15 protein-coding genes and 1 pseudogene are annotated in these 17885 nt (G+C 35.2%); 5 read left to right on the forward strand and 11 right to left on the reverse strand.

Annotation, left to right across the window (positions count from 1 at the left end; genetic code table 11):
• Nucleotide 1 precedes the first annotated feature (1 nt).
• The 4 genes from AC1Q7L_RS02890 to AC1Q7L_RS02905 all read right to left on the reverse strand — a co-directional run bounded on the left by AC1Q7L_RS02890 (nt 2) and on the right by AC1Q7L_RS02905 (nt 6671).
• Complete coding sequence (locus AC1Q7L_RS02890) at nt 2–1033, reverse strand: nucleoside hydrolase (RefSeq protein ID WP_492305502.1); 1032 nt, start codon at nt 1031–1033, stop codon at nt 2–4.
• Between the two features lie 8 nt (nt 1034–1041).
• Nucleotides 1042–1917, reverse strand: coding sequence for an alpha/beta hydrolase (locus AC1Q7L_RS02895; RefSeq protein ID WP_492305501.1), 876 nt, complete (start codon nt 1915–1917; stop codon nt 1042–1044).
• 195 nt (nt 1918–2112) lie between these two features.
• Nucleotides 2113–4413, reverse strand: coding sequence for a glycoside hydrolase family 3 protein (locus AC1Q7L_RS02900; RefSeq protein WP_492305500.1), 2301 nt, complete (start codon nt 4411–4413; stop codon nt 2113–2115).
• An 11-nt stretch (nt 4414–4424) separates the two neighbouring features.
• Entirely contained in the window at nt 4425–6671 is a 2247-nt protein-coding gene (locus AC1Q7L_RS02905; RefSeq protein WP_492305499.1) for a TonB-dependent receptor, read from the reverse strand.
• A gap of 615 nt (nt 6672–7286) precedes the next feature.
• On the opposite strand from AC1Q7L_RS02905, the gene AC1Q7L_RS02910 reads away from it, so the two are divergent.
• Nucleotides 7287–8036 carry an NUDIX hydrolase gene (locus AC1Q7L_RS02910; protein ID WP_410690536.1) on the forward strand — a complete coding sequence of 250 codons (750 nt, stop codon included), beginning with the start codon at nt 7287–7289 and terminating at the stop codon, nt 8034–8036.
• A 223-nt stretch (nt 8037–8259) separates the two neighbouring features.
• Here the strand turns inward: AC1Q7L_RS02910 and AC1Q7L_RS02915 are convergent, their stop codons facing one another.
• On the reverse strand, nt 8260–8886 hold the full coding sequence (locus AC1Q7L_RS02915; protein ID WP_492305498.1) for a CatA-like O-acetyltransferase: 627 nt from the start codon (nt 8884–8886) through the stop codon (nt 8260–8262).
• A 179-nt stretch (nt 8887–9065) separates the two neighbouring features.
• Nucleotides 9066–9503 (reverse strand): nuclear transport factor 2 family protein, encoded by a 438-nt coding sequence (locus AC1Q7L_RS02920; protein ID WP_492305497.1) that lies wholly within the window; start codon nt 9501–9503, stop codon nt 9066–9068.
• Between the two features lie 116 nt (nt 9504–9619).
• Between AC1Q7L_RS02920 and AC1Q7L_RS02925 the strand changes: the two genes are divergently transcribed.
• The gene (locus tag AC1Q7L_RS02925) at nt 9620–10018 is read left to right on the forward strand and encodes a winged helix-turn-helix transcriptional regulator (protein ID WP_492305496.1); all 399 of its coding nucleotides are present in this window, start codon (nt 9620–9622) and stop codon (nt 10016–10018) included.
• Between the two features lie 74 nt (nt 10019–10092).
• On the opposite strand, the gene AC1Q7L_RS02930 is transcribed toward AC1Q7L_RS02925, so the two are convergent.
• From AC1Q7L_RS02930 to AC1Q7L_RS02950, 5 genes and pseudogenes are all read right to left on the reverse strand, one after another.
• On the reverse strand, nt 10093–10698 hold the full coding sequence (locus AC1Q7L_RS02930; protein ID WP_492305495.1) for an NAD(P)H-dependent oxidoreductase: 606 nt from the start codon (nt 10696–10698) through the stop codon (nt 10093–10095).
• Between the two features lie 28 nt (nt 10699–10726).
• Nucleotides 10727–11848 (reverse strand): aldo/keto reductase, encoded by a 1122-nt coding sequence (locus AC1Q7L_RS02935; RefSeq protein ID WP_492305494.1) that lies wholly within the window; start codon nt 11846–11848, stop codon nt 10727–10729.
• A 128-nt stretch (nt 11849–11976) separates the two neighbouring features.
• Nucleotides 11977–12843, reverse strand: a complete 867-nt coding sequence (locus tag AC1Q7L_RS02940; protein WP_492305493.1) for a helix-turn-helix domain-containing protein — start codon at nt 12841–12843, stop codon at nt 11977–11979.
• Between the two features lie 35 nt (nt 12844–12878).
• Nucleotides 12879–13454 (reverse strand): NAD(P)H-binding protein, encoded by a 576-nt coding sequence (locus AC1Q7L_RS02945; RefSeq protein WP_492305492.1) that lies wholly within the window; start codon nt 13452–13454, stop codon nt 12879–12881.
• A 9-nt stretch (nt 13455–13463) separates the two neighbouring features.
• Nucleotides 13464–14393: pseudogene (locus tag AC1Q7L_RS02950) on the reverse strand (aldo/keto reductase); the annotation flags it as partial.
• A gap of 462 nt (nt 14394–14855) precedes the next feature.
• On the opposite strand from AC1Q7L_RS02950, the gene AC1Q7L_RS02955 reads away from it, so the two are divergent.
• The 3 genes from AC1Q7L_RS02955 to AC1Q7L_RS02965 all read left to right on the forward strand — a co-directional run bounded on the left by AC1Q7L_RS02955 (nt 14856) and on the right by AC1Q7L_RS02965 (nt 17874).
• Nucleotides 14856–15752: a helix-turn-helix domain-containing protein gene (locus AC1Q7L_RS02955; protein WP_492305491.1), complete on the forward strand. Its 897-nt coding sequence runs from the start codon at nt 14856–14858 to the stop codon at nt 15750–15752.
• 157 nt (nt 15753–15909) lie between these two features.
• Nucleotides 15910–16893 (forward strand): aldo/keto reductase, encoded by a 984-nt coding sequence (locus tag AC1Q7L_RS02960; RefSeq protein WP_492305490.1) that lies wholly within the window; start codon nt 15910–15912, stop codon nt 16891–16893.
• 249 nt (nt 16894–17142) lie between these two features.
• A complete protein-coding gene (locus AC1Q7L_RS02965; RefSeq protein WP_492305489.1) occupies nt 17143–17874 on the forward strand; it encodes an MBL fold metallo-hydrolase in 732 nt (243 codons plus the stop codon).
• Nucleotides 17875–17885: the final 11 nt, after the last annotated feature.

The following is a 17885-nucleotide window of genomic DNA, read 5'->3' on the forward strand; positions in this document are numbered from 1 at the left end:
TTTATTTGTTTGAATTAAATAATTTGAGTTTAGCATAAAAATCTTCGAACATCAGTCGGACATCTAAGTTGTTGTATATCCTGATATTTCTTCCGTTCGGATTGTATTCATATGTTCCGTTATCATTGATTTTCGGAGCATTCTTTAATACATACTGACTTGATGACGGATCGGCTTCGAAAGACGATTGTAAAGCGGTTAACAGAACCAACGGACTATCTCCCATAATATAAGTTTCACCAATTTGAAGATTGAACTTCTGGGTTCTTTCCATAAGGTCTTCAATCTGTTTTGACAGATATGCTCCGGTCTTTCCTTCCGCCTTTACTCTGGTCATCAGTTCTGCATACGACATTAATGCCTGTCGGTAAGCATTTCTAGGAATCTGCCATACTTTTAGATCAGATTGATTAAAAACTACCTGTCCCGCTTTGATATCGATTCCAAGATTGTATTCTAAAGGGGTGAAATTCGGTGGTGGAGTTGCCAGATCCTGATATTCAGGACCGCCAATCCATACAACGATTACTTTTTCAGCGATCTTCGGTTCCAGCAGATAGGCACTCGCAATTTCTGTTAATCCGGCTCCACATACGACAAACAGTGGCGTTTTTACATCTGTTCTCATCGCTTCAGCAACAATGGCTTTAGCTCCGGCTGAGATTTGTGGTGTTTTCAGATCTTTTAACTGATCATTTGAACCCTGATAAATTTTAAATTTGTCTTTAAGATTCATGATCGTAAGGGTTTCATTCACCTTTTTCACTGCGTTTTCTGCGGTAATTGTAGATGAATCAAACGGATCTCCCGGCTTCAAATGAGAACCGATAATGCCCCGAATTTCTGTTGATGGCGAAAGAATCTGATGAACCAATTGAAATAATCCATCCGGATCACCACCAAAATCATTGTCGACAATCACTCTGTAACGAGATTTTACAAATGGGTCCATTTCAGAAATCACAGCAGTATTCTGCGCCGAAACAGATACTGCTGCGAATAAAGAAACTATATTAAAAAATACTGATTTCATTATAAGAATTATAAAAATTTATGGAATTTCAACCAGTCAAAATAGACATCCGACCATTTGTCGACAGGTAAATTCTGAATTCCCATTCCGAAGCCATGACCTCCTTTCTCATACATGTGAAGTTCTACAGGCTGTCCGGCATCCAGCCATTTATTGTAAAGCTGAATACTTTTTGGAGCTAGTTTCAACTGATCATCAGTCGCTGCACAAATAAACATCGGTATTGATCCCGGAATCTTTGAATTCAAAATATCCTCATTGGGACCACCGTAAATAGATGCGGCAAAGTTGGGTAAGGTTGAGGCCTCTTTACTGTGAAGTACACTTTCTAAAATGACACTTGCTCCGGCTGAGAAACCGATTACACCTAACTTATCAGTCTGAATATTTAATTCTTTAGCGTGAGCTCTTACATAAGAGATAGCGGTTTTAATATCCTCGCCTGCCATTACTTTGATCGGAGCTGTTTTAGCGTCAAAAGCTTTTCTGTCTTTGATATTTTCCATCATTTCTCGGGCAGGATCGTTGGATTTTGTTTCCAGTAAACGGTATTTTAAAACAATGGCTGTTATTCCGTTTTCAGCGAGTTTTTTTGCGAGATCAATCCCTTCTCTGTTGATCGATAAACTTTGAAAACCACCTCCCGGAGCAATAACGATGGCTGTACCATTTGCTTTAGCTTTGTCGGCTTCGAAAACCAAAATTGAAGGTTGTGCTACATTGTAAACAACCTCTGTTTTAAACAGATCCGAATATGTTTGTGCTTCTTTCTGCTTCCAGCTTTCTGTTCCGGGTGCTTTACCAGTGTATAACGGGATACTTTTTTGAGCCTGTATATTGTTGATTCCGATAAGGAATACACTTGCTATGATAAATTTTTTCATTTCGATTAGTTTTAAATATTTTTTAACCACAAAAAACTCAAAACACTTACATTTAAGTAGTTATAAAGTTAAAAGCCATGCTGTTGATAAGTACACTTACGTTTTTTGAAAATCTTTGATTTTCTTCTTATGTGAACTTTAGTACTTTCGACATTTTAAATTCTTATATTCTTTTGTGGTTTAATTTTTATTGAATTATTTCACGTATTTCTGTGTTCTGGCATCTTTAATAATCCCTGACCAGTTCAACCCGTACCCGAAGTCATAGGCATGACCTTCCGAATCTTTGTAAGGAATCATATCAAACGGAACATCTTCTTTCTGTGTTTCCACTGTTTTCATATCGGCAGGCATCTGAAGTGGCAATAATCCTGACGGCTCATATTTTCCTGCGATAATATCTACTACAGCCTGATTGGACACATTGAAATTCACTAAAATACCGTCAGAATGTTTTTCAAATTCAGAGAAAATCATTGGCTTTGAAGTGGTCACAGAAACAATGACCGGTTTTCCGTTCATTGCTTTATAAGTATTTTCAATATTTAATAAATCAGTGAAATTTGTGGCGGTACTCGTCTTATTCCTGAACGTTCTGTCTTTAACCGTTGGTGCCACCACCGCATCTCCTGCTGCAATACTTTTTTCACGGGCATCTGTTGCCGTATAGGTTTGATATTGAAGAGAAATCGGAAGGTATCCGTTTCCGCCATCTTTTACGTCAACATCGCTGTAGCCTCCTTCTTCACTGTGCGGACTTTGAACAAATACGATGGCAAAATCTGCTTTGGTCGGATCATCTGTAACGTTGTAGTGTTTTTTAACAAAATCTAAGTCAACAGGATAATCTAAAGACGGAGCCGTGTACACTCCCCACCAATTGAATGTTGCAGGAGAATATCTCTTCGGAATGTAAACCGTTTTTCTTTCTTTAATAGGAAGAACCTGAGCTTTATTTTTCAACATCACAATAGATTTTACCTGTGCATCGTATCCCGCTTTCATAAATTCAGGATTTCCTACTATCTTTTTGGTTTCTTCCACGTTTACATAAGGATTTTCAAACAATCCGGTTCTGAAAATATTCTTTAACAGACGAACAGCCGATTGCTCGAAACGGGTACGCATATATTTTTCACCATGTTCTTTTACGCCCATTTGATAGGCTTCCAGAACAGGTCCTTTATCATTATTTCCTCCAAACTGATCAACTCCGGCTTCCAGTACTTTGTAATGACGCTCTGCAATTGATAGTTTTTCAACACCCCAGGGCTTTCCGGCAAAAGTTCCGGGAGTTTTTCCTTCTTCAGCAGTAATCAGCCAGTCGGTACATACTACTCCATCATAACCATATTTTCCTCTTAAAAGATCAGTAATTAAATATTTGCTGAATCCATTTCCTACATTTTCACCGTTCTTGGTATCCTGGTTAAAGCTGATTGTATAGTAAGGCATTACTGCAGATGCTTCTTTGGTTCCGCCATTTAATTTAAAAGCTCCTTCTGTAAAGGGTTTCACATGATTTTGGAAATTATTTCCCGGATAAACGGCATATTTTCCCATGGCCCAGTGACCGTCACGACCTCCTTCTTCAGGACCACCGCCCGGCCAGTGTTTTACCATTGCATTAACGCTTTTGTAACCCCAGCCATTTTTAATCACATCTTTTCCAAAAGAAGTCTGGAAACCATCGATATAACCTCTTGCTAAATCAGTAGTCAATTCAGGGCTTTCGCTGAAAACGTAAGCAATTCTGTACCAGCGAGGTTCTGTCCCTAAATCGATTTGCGGAGATAAGGCGGTAGAAATTCCCAACGCCCGGTATTCCTGGGCAGCAATATTTCCGAATTTTCTGACCAGTTCAGGATCAAAAGTAGCTCCCATGGCCAATCCATCCGGCCAAAGAGAAATTTGCCCGCCTGCCCCTTCATTAAATTCAGCAGTAACAGAAGCAGAATGCCTCGGGTCAGTACTGTTATTGGATGGAATTCCAAGTCCCAGACCTTCAATATAAGACTGTAAATTGTTATTCCATTTTGCAGCGACTTCCGGTGACTGTAAAGTGGTTACCAGAACATGGCGAAGATTGTCATCTTTTAAAAATTTCTTTTGCTGATCGGTAAGATCCCATGGATTGGCACCGCTTTCACTGAAAAACTTACCATTGTATTTTCCCGCTCTGAAACCTTCAGACGGAGCCGGAACTGCCTGGTGAGCACTGTAAAGCATCAAACCGGCGATCTGTTCAACAGACATTTTGGAAGCCAGATCTTTTGCTCTTTCTTCTACAGATAAACGCCAGTCTTCATACTTGTCGAGTTTTCCGTTTTTATTTAAATCCTTAAATTTCTTTCCTGCAACCTCAAGAATTTTTACTCCCGATTCTTCGGAATATCCTAAAACGGGTCCGCTGTTGTTTTTTATCTGATGAATATTTTGTGCAGAAACCGAGATTCCTAAACACAAAACAGCAATACTTAAAACTGTCTTTTTCATTGTTCTTCCTGTTAAAAATTAAAGCTTACTGAAAACTGTCCTGTCAGCGGCATAATGTATGTTCCTGTCAATAGTTTTCCGTAATATGGACTGGCATCTGTGATTAATTCAGCACCGTTGATGGTACCACTTGCTCCCCTTTGGTTCAGGAAGTTGATCACTGTTGCGCCAAGGTTGATATTTTTGTTAACTGTATAACTTACCCCACCGAAAGTTTCCCATCTTGGAGCGAAGTATAAAGCGTTGGTAAGGTTGGCGTACTGTTTTGAGAAATATCTGAAGCTCGCCCAGAATCTCCATTTGTCAACGGTATAACTAGGGTCGATTTCCATTAAAACTTTAGCGACTCCCAAAACATTGTTGTCGTTGTAATCGTAATCTGTTCCGAATGCGTTGAAATTGAATTTCTTATATACAGGATTCTGTAATGTAATCAGATAATGAAGATTAAATCCTTTAAATGGTTTTAACACAAAATCTGTCGTCCATCCAATCGTCTGGATATCATAGTAAACAGTAACGTTCTGAGCCTGTGTCGTATTGGCTGGATTAACTAAATTATATCGGTTAAGATTATTATTCTTTTTAAGGTAAGTTGCCTGAGAAATCAACTGAATATAATCTGTGTTCCAGAAAACTCCCAATGCTCCGAGCGGACTTTTAATTTTGGTTGTATTAGGTTCAAAAGCCTGAGAATAACTTTCCAGTCTTCTGTTTTCTTCTGTGTACAGTAAGTTGGCAATTACTCCGAAATTTTTGCTGATGTTGTAGGTTGCATTTAAGCTACCATTAATCTGGAAAAAGCTTTGACTGATATGATTAAACTGGCTTGGATCTGTAAAATTGAAGCCTACCGTTCTTGGAGTTAAAGAATATTCTCCGTCTATGATATGATTTTTTAAATGTAAGCCATAGCTCAGATTAAAGTTCTCTGATACTTTCCACTCATCGGTTGCATATACTGAAAGTTTGTTTTCGGTTCCGCTGTGAAATTCTCCTCCTGCATTATAGTTATAAAAACCATCTGCATCAGTTGCTGGCCCGATCAGTCTTTGTGGCTGTGGTTCAACAGTCTGAAAAAAGAAAGATCTGTTGGATGTGAATTTATTTATGTGATAGTATTGTTCTAAAATCCCCACCGTTACGTTGTGATTTCCCACTTGTTTATTTAATGAAAATCTTCCTGCAATATTGGTGATCGGAGTTGCCGGCGTGTGCATAGCCAGCTGGGTTCCAACAGCTCCGGAATATGGCTGTCCCGTAGAAGCTATCGTATATCCTGCAGATGGATCCGCATTGAAAATACTTAACGGAATAATATTGGATGATTTTGCTGTGGCAAAATGTGCTCTTGTTGAGAACTTGAAATTCCAACCATTATTTAACATATAATTCCCTAAAATATCGATGTTGTGAGACGTATTTATGTTGTCGTTTCCGGCCATATTTGCCCAATATGTTTCTCCGGACAGAATATCTTTCATTTTGATTTTTCCATCGTTTACAACATATGAATCTCTTCCGATCCTGAAATTGTCAAGCTCAGTCACTTTTCCGTTTTCCCCATACTGAAAAACTGCATAGTTTCCTACATTATAAGAATCTGCATATTTATATAGAATTGAGATCTTTCCTTTATCATTATTAAAATATTTCGTAACACCTGCTCTGAAGATCTTTGTCTCGTCTACATTTCTTGCAAAACCAAGTTTGAAAGTGCTTGGGTCATAGTTTGCAAAAGCCCCCACAGTATAGGTCCATCCGTTTTTAGAAATCGGTCCTGAGGCATTTACATCTCCCTGAAGCCATCCGAAAGTACTTGTGGTGAATTTTCCTTTCAGTTTAAAATCCTTTGTTCCTGTCTGAGAATAAGAATTGACGGCAAAACCAAGATCCCCCATTGTATTAGCCAGCTGATCCATTTTCAGCAGTCCTGTTTTCTCCAGGCCTACACTTTGCCTCCATGTTTTATTTGGAAGCTCCGGCCAGAAAAAATAGACTGTGGGAAGGTCGTTTTCAAGGATGGTAATTCCGCCAACTGTGGATGGAAGCCCGATATTCACATCTCTCGGACTGGTATTATTGGCAGCATTCAGCATTACATTTCTGTTATTATCTTCTTTTGAATTGCTGATCTTTATTTTTTCCTGCAATCTGACAGAATCCTGTACAGTAAGACTGTCTTTCTGTGCAAAAGCAAGGTTTGAACAGAAAAGAGCAATGCCCAGTGCTGAAATTTTTAATGTTGATTTTCTCATTGTTTAGTTTCTATAATTTCTTCTGTTAGTTTCTTTTTATCTTTTAAATGTTTGGATTTCAGTATTTTAAATTGCTTTTATTCAATTGTTTAAAACATAGAAATATCCTGCACTCAAATTTTATTTGAATGGATTTTGCAATCATTAAAAATCAGTACCGGATTTTTTAAACTAATACAGCCACTTTATTCATCTACATCTGCCTAAGAATGAGAATAATGATGTTTTGTAACATCTATTTTCATTCAGCTATTATAGTTGATTAGAGATCTACTTGTACTGAAGAATGTATACTCTCAGGGAAGAGCATTTTCGAAGTAATTTTCATTTTCTTAGTGTTGTTTTCTTATTGCTTCATTACGAAGCATTACAATACTACATTTTCTGATTCGATTTACCAAAAAAATATTAATAAAATTTAATATTGACTTTAACTAATTGATATTTAATTAAATAAATGTATTTTTATTTGTATGATTTCATTGATTCTTAGTGAAACAATGATTAGAGAAGTCTTAAATTTTCCCCAAAATTTGCTTCAAGAATACGTTTTCGGGGTTGTCTCAAAATTTTTATTACTAAATTTGTGATATTACGTTTTTTCATACAATACAAATGGATTCGAAACAGCAACTTTTAGATAAATCAAACGAAGCCAGAGAACTTTTTCTTCCTCATATATCCGCAGATCCTGTGATCTTTGGGTTTGAACAGAACGAGTTAAAGGTTTTACTGATCAAGATGAATTACCGAAAACAATGGCTGCTGCCGGGAGGTTACGTGAGAAAAGACGAAGATCTGGATGAAGCGGTGGAAAGAATTTTAAGAGACAGAGCCGGTGTAACAGGAGTTTATCTTGAGGAATTTGGGGTTTTTGGAAAGAAAAACAGAAGTGAATTTTATTTTGAAGATTTCGATGAAACGCTTTTTCACAAACAAAGATTTATCTCTATTGGATATTATGCCTTGTACAATCCTACAAAATTGAATCCTATTCCGGATGAATTCAGTGAGAAGGTTGAGTGGATTTATTTGAGTCAATTATCAGAAATTGAATTGGCCATGGATCACCGCGAGATCGTAGAAAAAGCATTAATGACTTTACGCGAAAAAATCTCAACAAAGCCTATCGGATATAATCTTTTACCAGAAAAATTTACCCTTTCTGAATTGCAGAAATTATATGAAGCAATTTTAGGAAAAGAACTTAATCGCGGAAATTTTTACAGAAAAATAAAAAATCTTGGAATTCTAAATAAATTGGAAGAACAAAGACGCGGAGGCGCTCATAAATCTCCTGATTTGTATTCTTTCGATGAAGAAAATTACGAGAAAGCGTTGGAAAACGGGTTGAGTAATTGGTAGGGTTTTAGGTTGGAAGTATGAAGATTGATGATGGAAGTTATCTTTGCTTTGTATATTAACCACAAAAGTTACAAAAGTTTTGTATATTTTTTAGTTTAAAATAATGCTAAAAAAGAAGAATACAAAAGCTTTTAAAAATCTTTGATTTTCATTTTGTGAACTTTAAAATCTTTAACTTCAAGATTGGTCTTTTGTGACTTTTGTGGTTAATTTTTTCTTCAGTTTACATATTAAGTTGTCTCTGGAATTCTTCCAAATATCTCGCAATGTGAATTCCGTCTGCTAAACCATGATGCGCTTCAATAGAAACAGGTAAGAATTTTTTACCATCACGAATGCTGAATTTTCCGAAAGTAATTTTTGGTACAGATTCTGTTTTATCTAAAGGAGTCGGATGAAGTAAAGCACTGAACGAATTCCACGGAATTGTAGAATGTCTTATCAAATCTTTACCTAATTCTCCATTATTCATTCTGATTCCTGTCGTATTTTGTACTCCTTCTATTTCGCTTTGTAATTCGGCATTGAAAACATCAAAATCTTTAGAAAAATGGATGAACGCAAAACCAAAAGTTCCGTCTGCCCTTCCGATTGTTGTGCCTGCATGAATATCATCAAATTCGACAACTTTACCGTCGAGGATTCTTAATCTTAATTCATACACAGAATTTACGGCAACCATTGATTTGTGAAGGTATGAGGCGAAAAAAGAATGCCCTTCATCTTTAGCTTTTTGAAATGCTTTTGTACAGTCTACCTCAGTTGTAAATCCAAAATACGGACTTGCCATTCTTGAGAAAAATTCGAAATGTTCTTTTCTATTCCAGTTTTCTACATCTATTATCTTCATTATTGTCTTCATTTTTACTTGCTGCAAATTTCAGGAAGTTTTCTGATTTTAAAAAATTGTAGGAACAGAAAATTGTATTATATAATTACAATTATTAGAAATTTCTTGATTTTTAATCATAAAAAGAGAGCATTGAGCTCTCCATTATTTATAAAATAGGTTTGAAAAAATTAATACTTTTAAGAAATGGATCTCGATTCCAGAATGATGAAATAAGCAATACGTTCCTTTATCAGCCATTTTCCGTTTAGATATACATATTGGTCATCATATTTTACGCTATAATCTGTTAAAACATCTTTTTCTTCGACTTCTCTTATCATTTTTATTTGTGAAAAAGAAATGCCTGTAGCAGTATCAGCGTTGATTTTTACCGTGTGTTGTCCGTTTAAAGTAAAATAAGTTTTTACCTGCGATGCGTGAGTATTAAAATCACTTTCCATCTTTTCTCTTCCCGAAACACTGGATACTAAATTTCCATTCATATAAACATTGTATGAAAGATCGGGTGTAAATAAATCCATCACTTCCGAGATCTTTTTCTCGTCACCTAAATAAGCATAATCATCGATCAGGTTTCTTAATTCTTCTTTGATTTTTACAGTTTCTAATGTCATAATTTTATTGTTTTAATTAATATTTTTTGTAATTATTACATGACAAAATTATATTATATTTGCTTACATTTTATTAGTAGTTACTAAAAGGTTAGTTGCTAATATGAATCTAATTTATGAAAGAACCGCAAGAAAATCAAATAGATAGCAAAGCATTTACAGAAGAATGTAACACTGTTTTAATGGCAGTTTCAGATGCATTATATGTAATTGGCGGCAAATGGAAACTAATGATCATCATTGCAATGGCGAGAGGAAACAAACGTTTTACCGAAATTCAGAGACAGGTAAGTGGAATTTCAGCAAGAGTTCTTTCAAGCGAGCTTAAAGAATTGGAGCTAAACGGATTTATCATTAAAAAAGTAGAAGTTGGCTATCCCGTAAGTATTGAATATGAGCTCCTACCCTACAGTCAAACGCTGGAAGAACTGGTGGGAGCTATGACAAGATGGGGAATGCAGCACCGCGAGAAGATTAAAAGCGAAATGTCTTCCGGGAAATCAAAAAAACAATAAAAAACCTCACAATTTTAATATTGCAAGGTCTTATTACAGCTTAATTACCTCAGCTTTTTAACGATTAATCATGTTTAAATTCCAAAAACCTTGGATAAATGTGCAGGATAATTCTCTAAATCTTTTGCAATATCTCCATCTTTGAAAATATCAAAACAATTATAATCCGGAACAACATCAACACCACAGAAACGGTAATTACTGGTAATATGTAACAAATAATCCTGCGTACTTATTCCCTGAAACAACTGTTGATTAATATCATTGAAACTTTCTGACGGAGCGTTCCAAGTGCTGCAGACCATAAATTTTTTGTCCTGCATTTTTCCACCTGTCCCGTATTGTTTTGTTAGGTCTTCCCTAGTTCTACCATCGCCAGAAAGGAATTTTGCGCTATACAATCCACTATTGAAAACCTCATCTACATATTTTTTGTAAATCCAGGGAGCGCCGAACCAATTGATGGGCGTTTGCAGGATAATAATATCTGCTTGCAAATGTTTTTCTACTTCTTCGTCCGCATTATAACCATCTTCAACTTTTGTTTCTAAAATTTCAAAACCCTTTGATGTGAAAAACTCTTTTGCTTTTTGGTTGAAAGCATCATTTAAAAGGCCTTCTGACCAATTAGGATATGTTAAATGAGTATTGATTAACAATATTTTTTTTGTTTGATTCATTTTGATTTTATTTAAATATTCTTAATAACTACTCACAAATTGCCATTTGCATTGCATTCATTCTGCCTCCGTATACTTTTAGTTTTAAATATTCTGTTTCTAATTCCTGCAAATCAGCATTGGTAAGCTGGATATGTGATGCTCCCAAATTTTCATTCAAATGAGGGATGTTTCTTGTTCCCGGAATAGGAACAATAAATGGTTTTTGAGCGAGTAACCAAGCTAAAGCGATTTGTGAAGCAGTGGCATTTTTCTTTGATGCAAAATCATTAAGTAAATTAACGATAGGCATATTCAATGCTAAGTTTTCAGGACTAAAACGGTCGAAAGTTTTGCGTAAATCCAATTTATCATCAAAATGACTTTGAGCATTTAATTTTCCGGTTAAATACCCCATTCCAACAGGTCCCCAAGGAACAAAACCAATTCCCAGTTCTTCACAAATAGCTAAAACTCCATTTTTTTCAACAGTTCTTTCCATAAAAGAATATTCGGTTTGAATAGCCGAAATAGGCTGAACGGCATGTGCTCTGCGAATGGTTGACACCTTAGCTTCTGACAAACCAAAATGCAACACTTTTCCTTCTTTAATCAAATCTTTTACTGCTCCGGCTACCTCTTCAATTGGCACATTCGGGTCAACTCTATGTTGATATAAAAGATCTATACGGTCGGTCTTTAAACGGATTAAAGATTCTTCAACTACTTTTTTAATATGTTCAGGACGGCTATTTAATCCGCCATTTTCGAGATCAAAGCCAAATTTTGTAGCAATAGTAACTTTGTTTCTCATGGGCAATAAAGCTTCACCTACTATTTTTTCGTTGGCGTGTAATCCATAAACTTCGGCTGTGTCAAAAAAAGTCACTCCATTTTCATAAGCCGTACGAATCGTTTTTATGCCATCTTCAATTTTTGCCCCTGCCCCATAATTTGCAGTAATGCTCATACAGCCTGCTCCTAAAGCTGAAACTTCTAACGTACCCAATTTTCTTTTAGTCATTGTATCCTCTTTTTTATCCATATTATTTTCAAGGGGCTCATTTACTGATGCAGACAATATATTCGGAGCTAATAGTAATCCAAGTCCTGCCATTGCTGTTTGCTGAATAAATTTCCGTCTTGAATTTTCATTATTACTGTTTTTCATTTTATCCTATTTTGTACTGAACAAATGTAGAAACGAATAAAATTTTTAACAGAGACAGATTACCAATAAAAAAGATACAAATTACTGATAAAAAAAAAACGCCTCTTGTGAAGGCGTTTATGATAAGTTTACTCTTTATTAATGTGTTGTAAACGATATTCTTTCGGGCTTAATCCCACTTGTTTTTTAAAGAACTTCGAAAAGTAATTGGGATATTCAAAGCCTAATTCATATGCAACTTCAGTGGTATTCATTTCAGCATTTTGTTCGAGTAATTCTTTTGCTTTTCTAATTATAAAGTCATGAATGTTTTCAAGTGCAGATCTTTGAGTATAATGTTTAATGATATCTCCTAGATAATTGGCCGTTAATCCTAGCGCATCCGCAAAATACTGAACATTGGGAAGCTGTTTTACAGGCTGATTGTAATAATCTATTAAATTTTGTTGAAAATCGGTCACAATTCGGTTGTATTGTTTAGGATCGGTTGAAAACTGTCTCTTATAAAAAGCTTCTACCAATGATATTAAAACATTTACATAAGACAATAAAACCCCGAAATGCTTTTTTTCGCTTTCATAATATTTAAACAGCAATCTGAAAACAGCACTTATTTCATCTACTTCCTCTTCTGTTAAATAAAGCGCCTCATGCTGTCCGTAATCTAAGTACGTTTTAAATAAAAATCTATTTTGACCAATGACTTTTTTAGAAAGTTGAAGATACATTCCCGTATAGGTAGGTTCAGCATCCCAACCCGGTGCTATAACCAGATCCGGACTGTTGAAAAAGACAGCGTTAATAGGCTCTGCGAACGGTGTTGCTTTACGTTTGAATTTAATTTTAATAGATATTCTGTAAAAATCTACCATCACAGGATCGGATCCCAATATGATATTTGGAGGATCATAATATCCAACATCAATATCTTCATTCAAAGGTTCAGACATTCCCATGAATCTATTGTATGATGCAAAATCTTTAAAAACTTTCATTACGTAAATATATCAAATTGAATTGTCAAAAAGATTTAATTCGGTTTACTGATTCCCAAGTTTTCATTGATATATAAATTCGGGTAGTTAATCAGTTTTGAAACAAAATCGGCAATACTTTTCCTTGAAATAGCAGAACCAATTTCAGGTGAGCCTTTGATGGTGGTTTCGTAATTAATTTCATCTATGTTGGTGAACCAATCAGGTCTTAAAATGGTGTAATTTAAGCCTGAACTTTCAATAATATCGGCCAATTTTCTGTAAGGAACCAAAACAGGTCGCAACGGAATATTGTAAATCCCAATAGAGCTGATCCCAATGATTCTCTTTACCTTCTCTTCCTGCATAGCCAGTACGATGTTGTTCGTCATTGTCTCCAAATCACCATCAAGGTTGATATAAACAATGTCCTTTCCTTTTACGGCATTTTTTATATCATTAAATTTCAATGCATCGCCTTCCATAATTTCACAATCATCCGAAAGGTCTTTGGAAAGTCTGTTTTTGTTTCTTACGAATAAGGTTAATTCAATATTTTCTAAAGGTTTCACGGCCTCAACAACATATTTTGCGAGGCTTCCGGTGGCTCCTATGATAAGTACTTTTTTCATTTAAAATTTTTATTTTCCTACTCTATTTTGAAGGTGTTGAGGATACCTTTCTCCTAAAATGGTAATTTTTGAAGCTGTTTCTTCAATTTGATGTAAATCTTCCTGAGTTAATTCAACATTTGTTGCCCCAATATTTTCCTGCAAACGATGAATTTTAGTCGTTCCAGGAATTGGAGCGATGAAAGGTTTTTGAGCTAATAACCATGCTAATGCAATTTGTGCGGGAGTCGCTTCTTTTTCTTTCGCAATATTTTGAAGAAGATCTACCAATGCCTGATTGGCTTTTCTATTCTCTTCCGAAAATCTAGGAACGATGTTTCTGAAATCATCTTTATCAAATTTTGTTTGATCATTAATAGCTCCTGTTAAAAATCCTTTTCCGAGCGGACTGAACGGTACAAAACCAATTCCGAGTTCTTCCAAAGTCGGAATAATTTCTTTTTCAGTTTCACGGAAGAATAATGAATATTCACTCTGTAAAGCAGCGACTGGCTGAACTGCATGAGCTTTTCTAATGGTTTCAGAACCAGCTTCAGATAATCCCCAATGTCTTATTTTACCTTCTTTTATCAAGTCTTGAATTGTTCCTGCAACGTCTTCGATGGGAACATTTGGGTCAACTCTGTGCTGATAGAATAAATCGATATAATCAGTCTGTAAAAATCGCAATGAGTTTTCTGCAACCTGACGGATTCTTTCCGGACGGCTGTCCAAACCTTTGGTAGCATCACCTCCCTCAAATCCAAATTTTGTAGCAATTACCACATTTTCGCGGAATGATTGAACAGCTTTTCCTAATAGCGATTCGTTTCCTCCCTGACTGTAAGCTTCTGCAGTGTCAAAAAATGTCACTCCTGAATCGTATGCATTTCTTATTAAGTTAATAGCTTCTTTTTCATCTGTTGCAGGGCCATAACCAAAAGTTAATCCCATGCATCCTAATCCTAATTCGGAAACTTCTAATCCTTGGTTTCCTTATGTTCTTGTTTTCATATTTTTTTTGAATTTTAGTAATTTTAAATAAAGGTTGGAGAATCGCAAAGAGGCAATGAAAGTTTAAATGCTATTTTTAAGGCGCAAGGATTTTATCTGTGATAAAATTGATAGTGTTATAAATGACAAACTTTATGGAAATTAAAAGATTATCAATCGAAAATCTCTGATTTTCTTGCGCCTTAAAAACATTGCACAGATTAAAATCTTTGCGCCTTTGCGATTTCCAACAAAAAAATATTTGATCGTAAATAATCTATTACTTTTCTCTCTCTGCAAATTTCAGAAGATAAAACAACGATGACTTTATACAGATTACTGTATTTGTTACCAAAATTACTGATTGAGGTTTTTGGATGATTATCAACGTCTTATAATATGTAAATTTGTATTATCAAAACGAAGAGAATGGAAAAGATTGCAAAAATCGACAGTGTAGATGTTTATAATAAATTAAGAGGAGTGCAAACGCTTAATCCTTTGATTAGTATTATTGATATGTCTAAAGCGAAAGCAATGCCCGCTCAAACTTTGAACTTTGGAGTTTATGCCGTTTTCCTGAAAGAATTGAAGTGTGGAGAATTGAAATATGGACGTGATTATTATGATTATCAGGAAGGAACTTTAGTTTTCATCTCACCCGGACAGGTAATCGGTGTACAGCCAAAAGTTACCAAATTTGAACCGAAAGGCTGGGCTTTGATCTTCCATTCTGATTTGATAAAAGGAACGTTGTTAGGAAAGCATATTCAGGATTATTCGTTCTTTTCTTATGAATCTAATGAAGCGTTACATCTTTCAGAAAAGGAAAAACATATTGTGATGGATTGTTTTGAGAAAATTCAGGATGAGCTGGCGCAAAATATTGATAAACACAGCAAAACTTTAATTGCTTCTAATTTAGAACTGTTTCTGAATTACTGTACCCGATTCTACGACCGTCAGTTTATCACAAGAGACAATATTAATAAAGGAATTTTAGAACGTTTTGAAACTGTTTTAAATGAATATTTCTTTTCTGATAAACCACACACTATTGGATTACCTTCCGTAGCTTGGTGTGCGGAAGAGCTTAATTTATCTGCCAATTATTTTGGAGATCTTATTAAAAAAGAAACAGGAATTTCGCCTCAGGAATATATTCAAACGAAAGTTATTGATGTCGCGAAAGATAAAATTTTTGATATTGATCAGTCGATTAGTCAGATTGCGTATAATTTAGGTTTTAAATATCCGCAGCATTTTACAAGACTTTTCAAACAAAAAGTTGGGATGTCTCCTATTGAATACAGGAATTTAAATTAATTTGAATAGTTATTTACCATATTTTTGTTATTCTGGAAGGAAATTCTGTTGAAAATATTAAACATGCAAGAAAAATTTTCTCAATCTAAAAAGCAAGAAAAATAATCATCGTTTTAGTTAAAAATATTAATCATCATTAATAATTAGATAAAAATATATGGAGTACAGAAAATTAGGAAATAGCGATTTAGAAGTTTCGGCAATCACTTTTGGAGCTTGGGCTGCAGGAGGTTGGATGTGGGGAAGCACAGACAGAAACGAAGCGATTGAGGCCATCAAAGCATCGTACGAAGTTGGGGTAACCTCTATTGATACGGCTCCGATTTATGGACAGGGAGTCAGTGAAGAAATTGTTGGAGAAGCCATCAAAGGATTTTCAAGAGATAAAGTTCAGATTTTAACCAAATTTGGAATGCGTTGGGATCTTGCAAAAGGAGATTTTGCGATGAACAGCTATAAAAATAACGGAGACGCAATCGACGTTTACAAATATGCAGGAAAAGAAAGCATTATTTATGAATGCGAGCAGAGTTTAAAAAGATTAGGAACAGATTATATCGATCTGTATCAAATTCACTGGCCAGATTCTACAACGCCTATTGATGAAACTTTTGAAGCCGTATCAAAGTTGGTTGAACAAGGAAAAGTACGTCATGCTGGGGTTTGTAACTACAACGCTTCACAAATGGCAGAAGCGGAAAAAACGTTGAATTTAGTTTCAAATCAAATTCCGTTCAGTATGGTAAACCGAGGAATTGAAGCAGAAACAGTTCCTTATTGCATTAAAAATAACAAATCTATTTTGGCATACAGTCCGTTAGAAAGAGGTTTGTTGACGGGGAAAATTCATACAGGATATCAATTTAAAGATGGAGATCACAGAGCGAATCTGGCTCATTTTCAACCAGAGTTCGTAGAAAAAACAAATATTCTTTTAGATAAAATCAAACCGATTGCAGAAGCGCATAATGCAAGTTTAGGTCAGTTGGTTTTACGTTGGACGATCGAAAGACCAGGAATTACGATTGCTTTGGCAGGAGCTAGAAACGCTGAACAGGCTGTTCAAAATGCTGAAGCAATTAATATCAAATTAAGCGCAGAAGAATTGAAAACGATTGATGATCTGGTGAATGCTTTTTGAAACGTTGAAAATTAAAGTAGACTATTATTTTTTCGTAAGAATTTAGAACATAGTTTACAATAAAGGCTTCGACTTCGCTCAACCTGACAGTGGATAATATTGAGAATAGTATTAGCGTTGTCAGGTTGAGCGAAGTCGAAGCCTTCGTAATTCAAAGTCAATACAGATTTTTAATTAATCGGTTTTACCGATGATTTGTATCGAAAAAAAACGTTTTCCAGATTAATAAATTATCAGGAAATTTATACCATGAAGATCGTACCACTAAAAGAAGGAAATTTTTCGGCAAGTAAAACTAAAGACTTTACGCTTTTAACAGAAGAAAATTTTGAAACGGTTGGAGGAATAAAAATGTCTATTCAGCCTTTTTTAATCATTACCGAAAATGATTACATCCTTTTAGACACCGGTATCGGATGGAAAAATGAAACAGAAAAAACTGTCATTTCTGAAATTTTTGAACGGGAAAATATTACGCATCATCAGATCACAAAAGTTTTGCTTTCGCATCTTCACAAAGATCATATTGACGGGATTATAACGAACACAGAAAATGGTTACGAGGCCACTTTTCCCAATGCAGAAATCTACATTCAAAAGCGCGAACTTGATTTTGCAATGGAAAATAAAGGCAATCATTCTTTTGATTTCGGCATCTTAGAAAAGCTTATTAAACTGCCAAATATCGTCTGGATGAACGATGATCAAGGACAAATAAATGAAGAGATTTCTTTTGAAGTTGTTGGCGGTCATACCCCATTCATGCAGATTTTTTGGATCAAAGAAAACGGTGAAACTGTTTTTTACGGAGCAGATGATCTTCCGCAGGAATCTTATTTAAAATATCACGTTGCCTACAAAAGTGATTTTGACGGCAAAAAAGCAAGTGAATTGAGACAAAAATGGGAAAAAGAAGCCAAAGAAAACCATTGGAAAGTATTGCTTTATCATGATTTAGATAAAGCTATTTTAGAATTTTAATTAAAAAAAAT

It is taken from the genome of Chryseobacterium sp. GW823-FHT05E08 (assembly GCF_058795655.1).

Coding starts and splice junctions, on each gene's coding strand:
- AC1Q7L_RS02890 (WP_492305502.1), bottom strand. CDS start 1,033: ATGAAATCAGTATTTTTTAATATAGTTTCTTTATTCGCAGCAGTATCT.
- AC1Q7L_RS02895 (WP_492305501.1), bottom strand. CDS start 1,917: ATGAAAAAATTTATCATAGCAAGTGTATTCCTTATCGGAATCAACAAT.
- AC1Q7L_RS02900 (WP_492305500.1), bottom strand. CDS start 4,413: ATGAAAAAGACAGTTTTAAGTATTGCTGTTTTGTGTTTAGGAATCTCG.
- AC1Q7L_RS02905 (WP_492305499.1), bottom strand. CDS start 6,671: ATGAGAAAATCAACATTAAAAATTTCAGCACTGGGCATTGCTCTTTTC.
- AC1Q7L_RS02910 (WP_410690536.1), top strand. CDS start 7,287: ATGGATTCGAAACAGCAACTTTTAGATAAATCAAACGAAGCCAGAGAA.
- AC1Q7L_RS02915 (WP_492305498.1), bottom strand. CDS start 8,886: ATGAAGATAATAGATGTAGAAAACTGGAATAGAAAAGAACATTTCGAA.
- AC1Q7L_RS02920 (WP_492305497.1), bottom strand. CDS start 9,503: ATGACATTAGAAACTGTAAAAATCAAAGAAGAATTAAGAAACCTGATC.
- AC1Q7L_RS02925 (WP_492305496.1), top strand. CDS start 9,620: ATGAAAGAACCGCAAGAAAATCAAATAGATAGCAAAGCATTTACAGAA.
- AC1Q7L_RS02930 (WP_492305495.1), bottom strand. CDS start 10,698: ATGAATCAAACAAAAAAAATATTGTTAATCAATACTCATTTAACATAT.
- AC1Q7L_RS02935 (WP_492305494.1), bottom strand. CDS start 11,848: ATGAAAAACAGTAATAATGAAAATTCAAGACGGAAATTTATTCAGCAA.
- AC1Q7L_RS02940 (WP_492305493.1), bottom strand. CDS start 12,843: ATGAAAGTTTTTAAAGATTTTGCATCATACAATAGATTCATGGGAATG.
- AC1Q7L_RS02945 (WP_492305492.1), bottom strand. CDS start 13,454: ATGAAAAAAGTACTTATCATAGGAGCCACCGGAAGCCTCGCAAAATAT.
- AC1Q7L_RS02955 (WP_492305491.1), top strand. CDS start 14,856: ATGGAAAAGATTGCAAAAATCGACAGTGTAGATGTTTATAATAAATTA.
- AC1Q7L_RS02960 (WP_492305490.1), top strand. CDS start 15,910: ATGGAGTACAGAAAATTAGGAAATAGCGATTTAGAAGTTTCGGCAATC.
- AC1Q7L_RS02965 (WP_492305489.1), top strand. CDS start 17,143: ATGAAGATCGTACCACTAAAAGAAGGAAATTTTTCGGCAAGTAAAACT.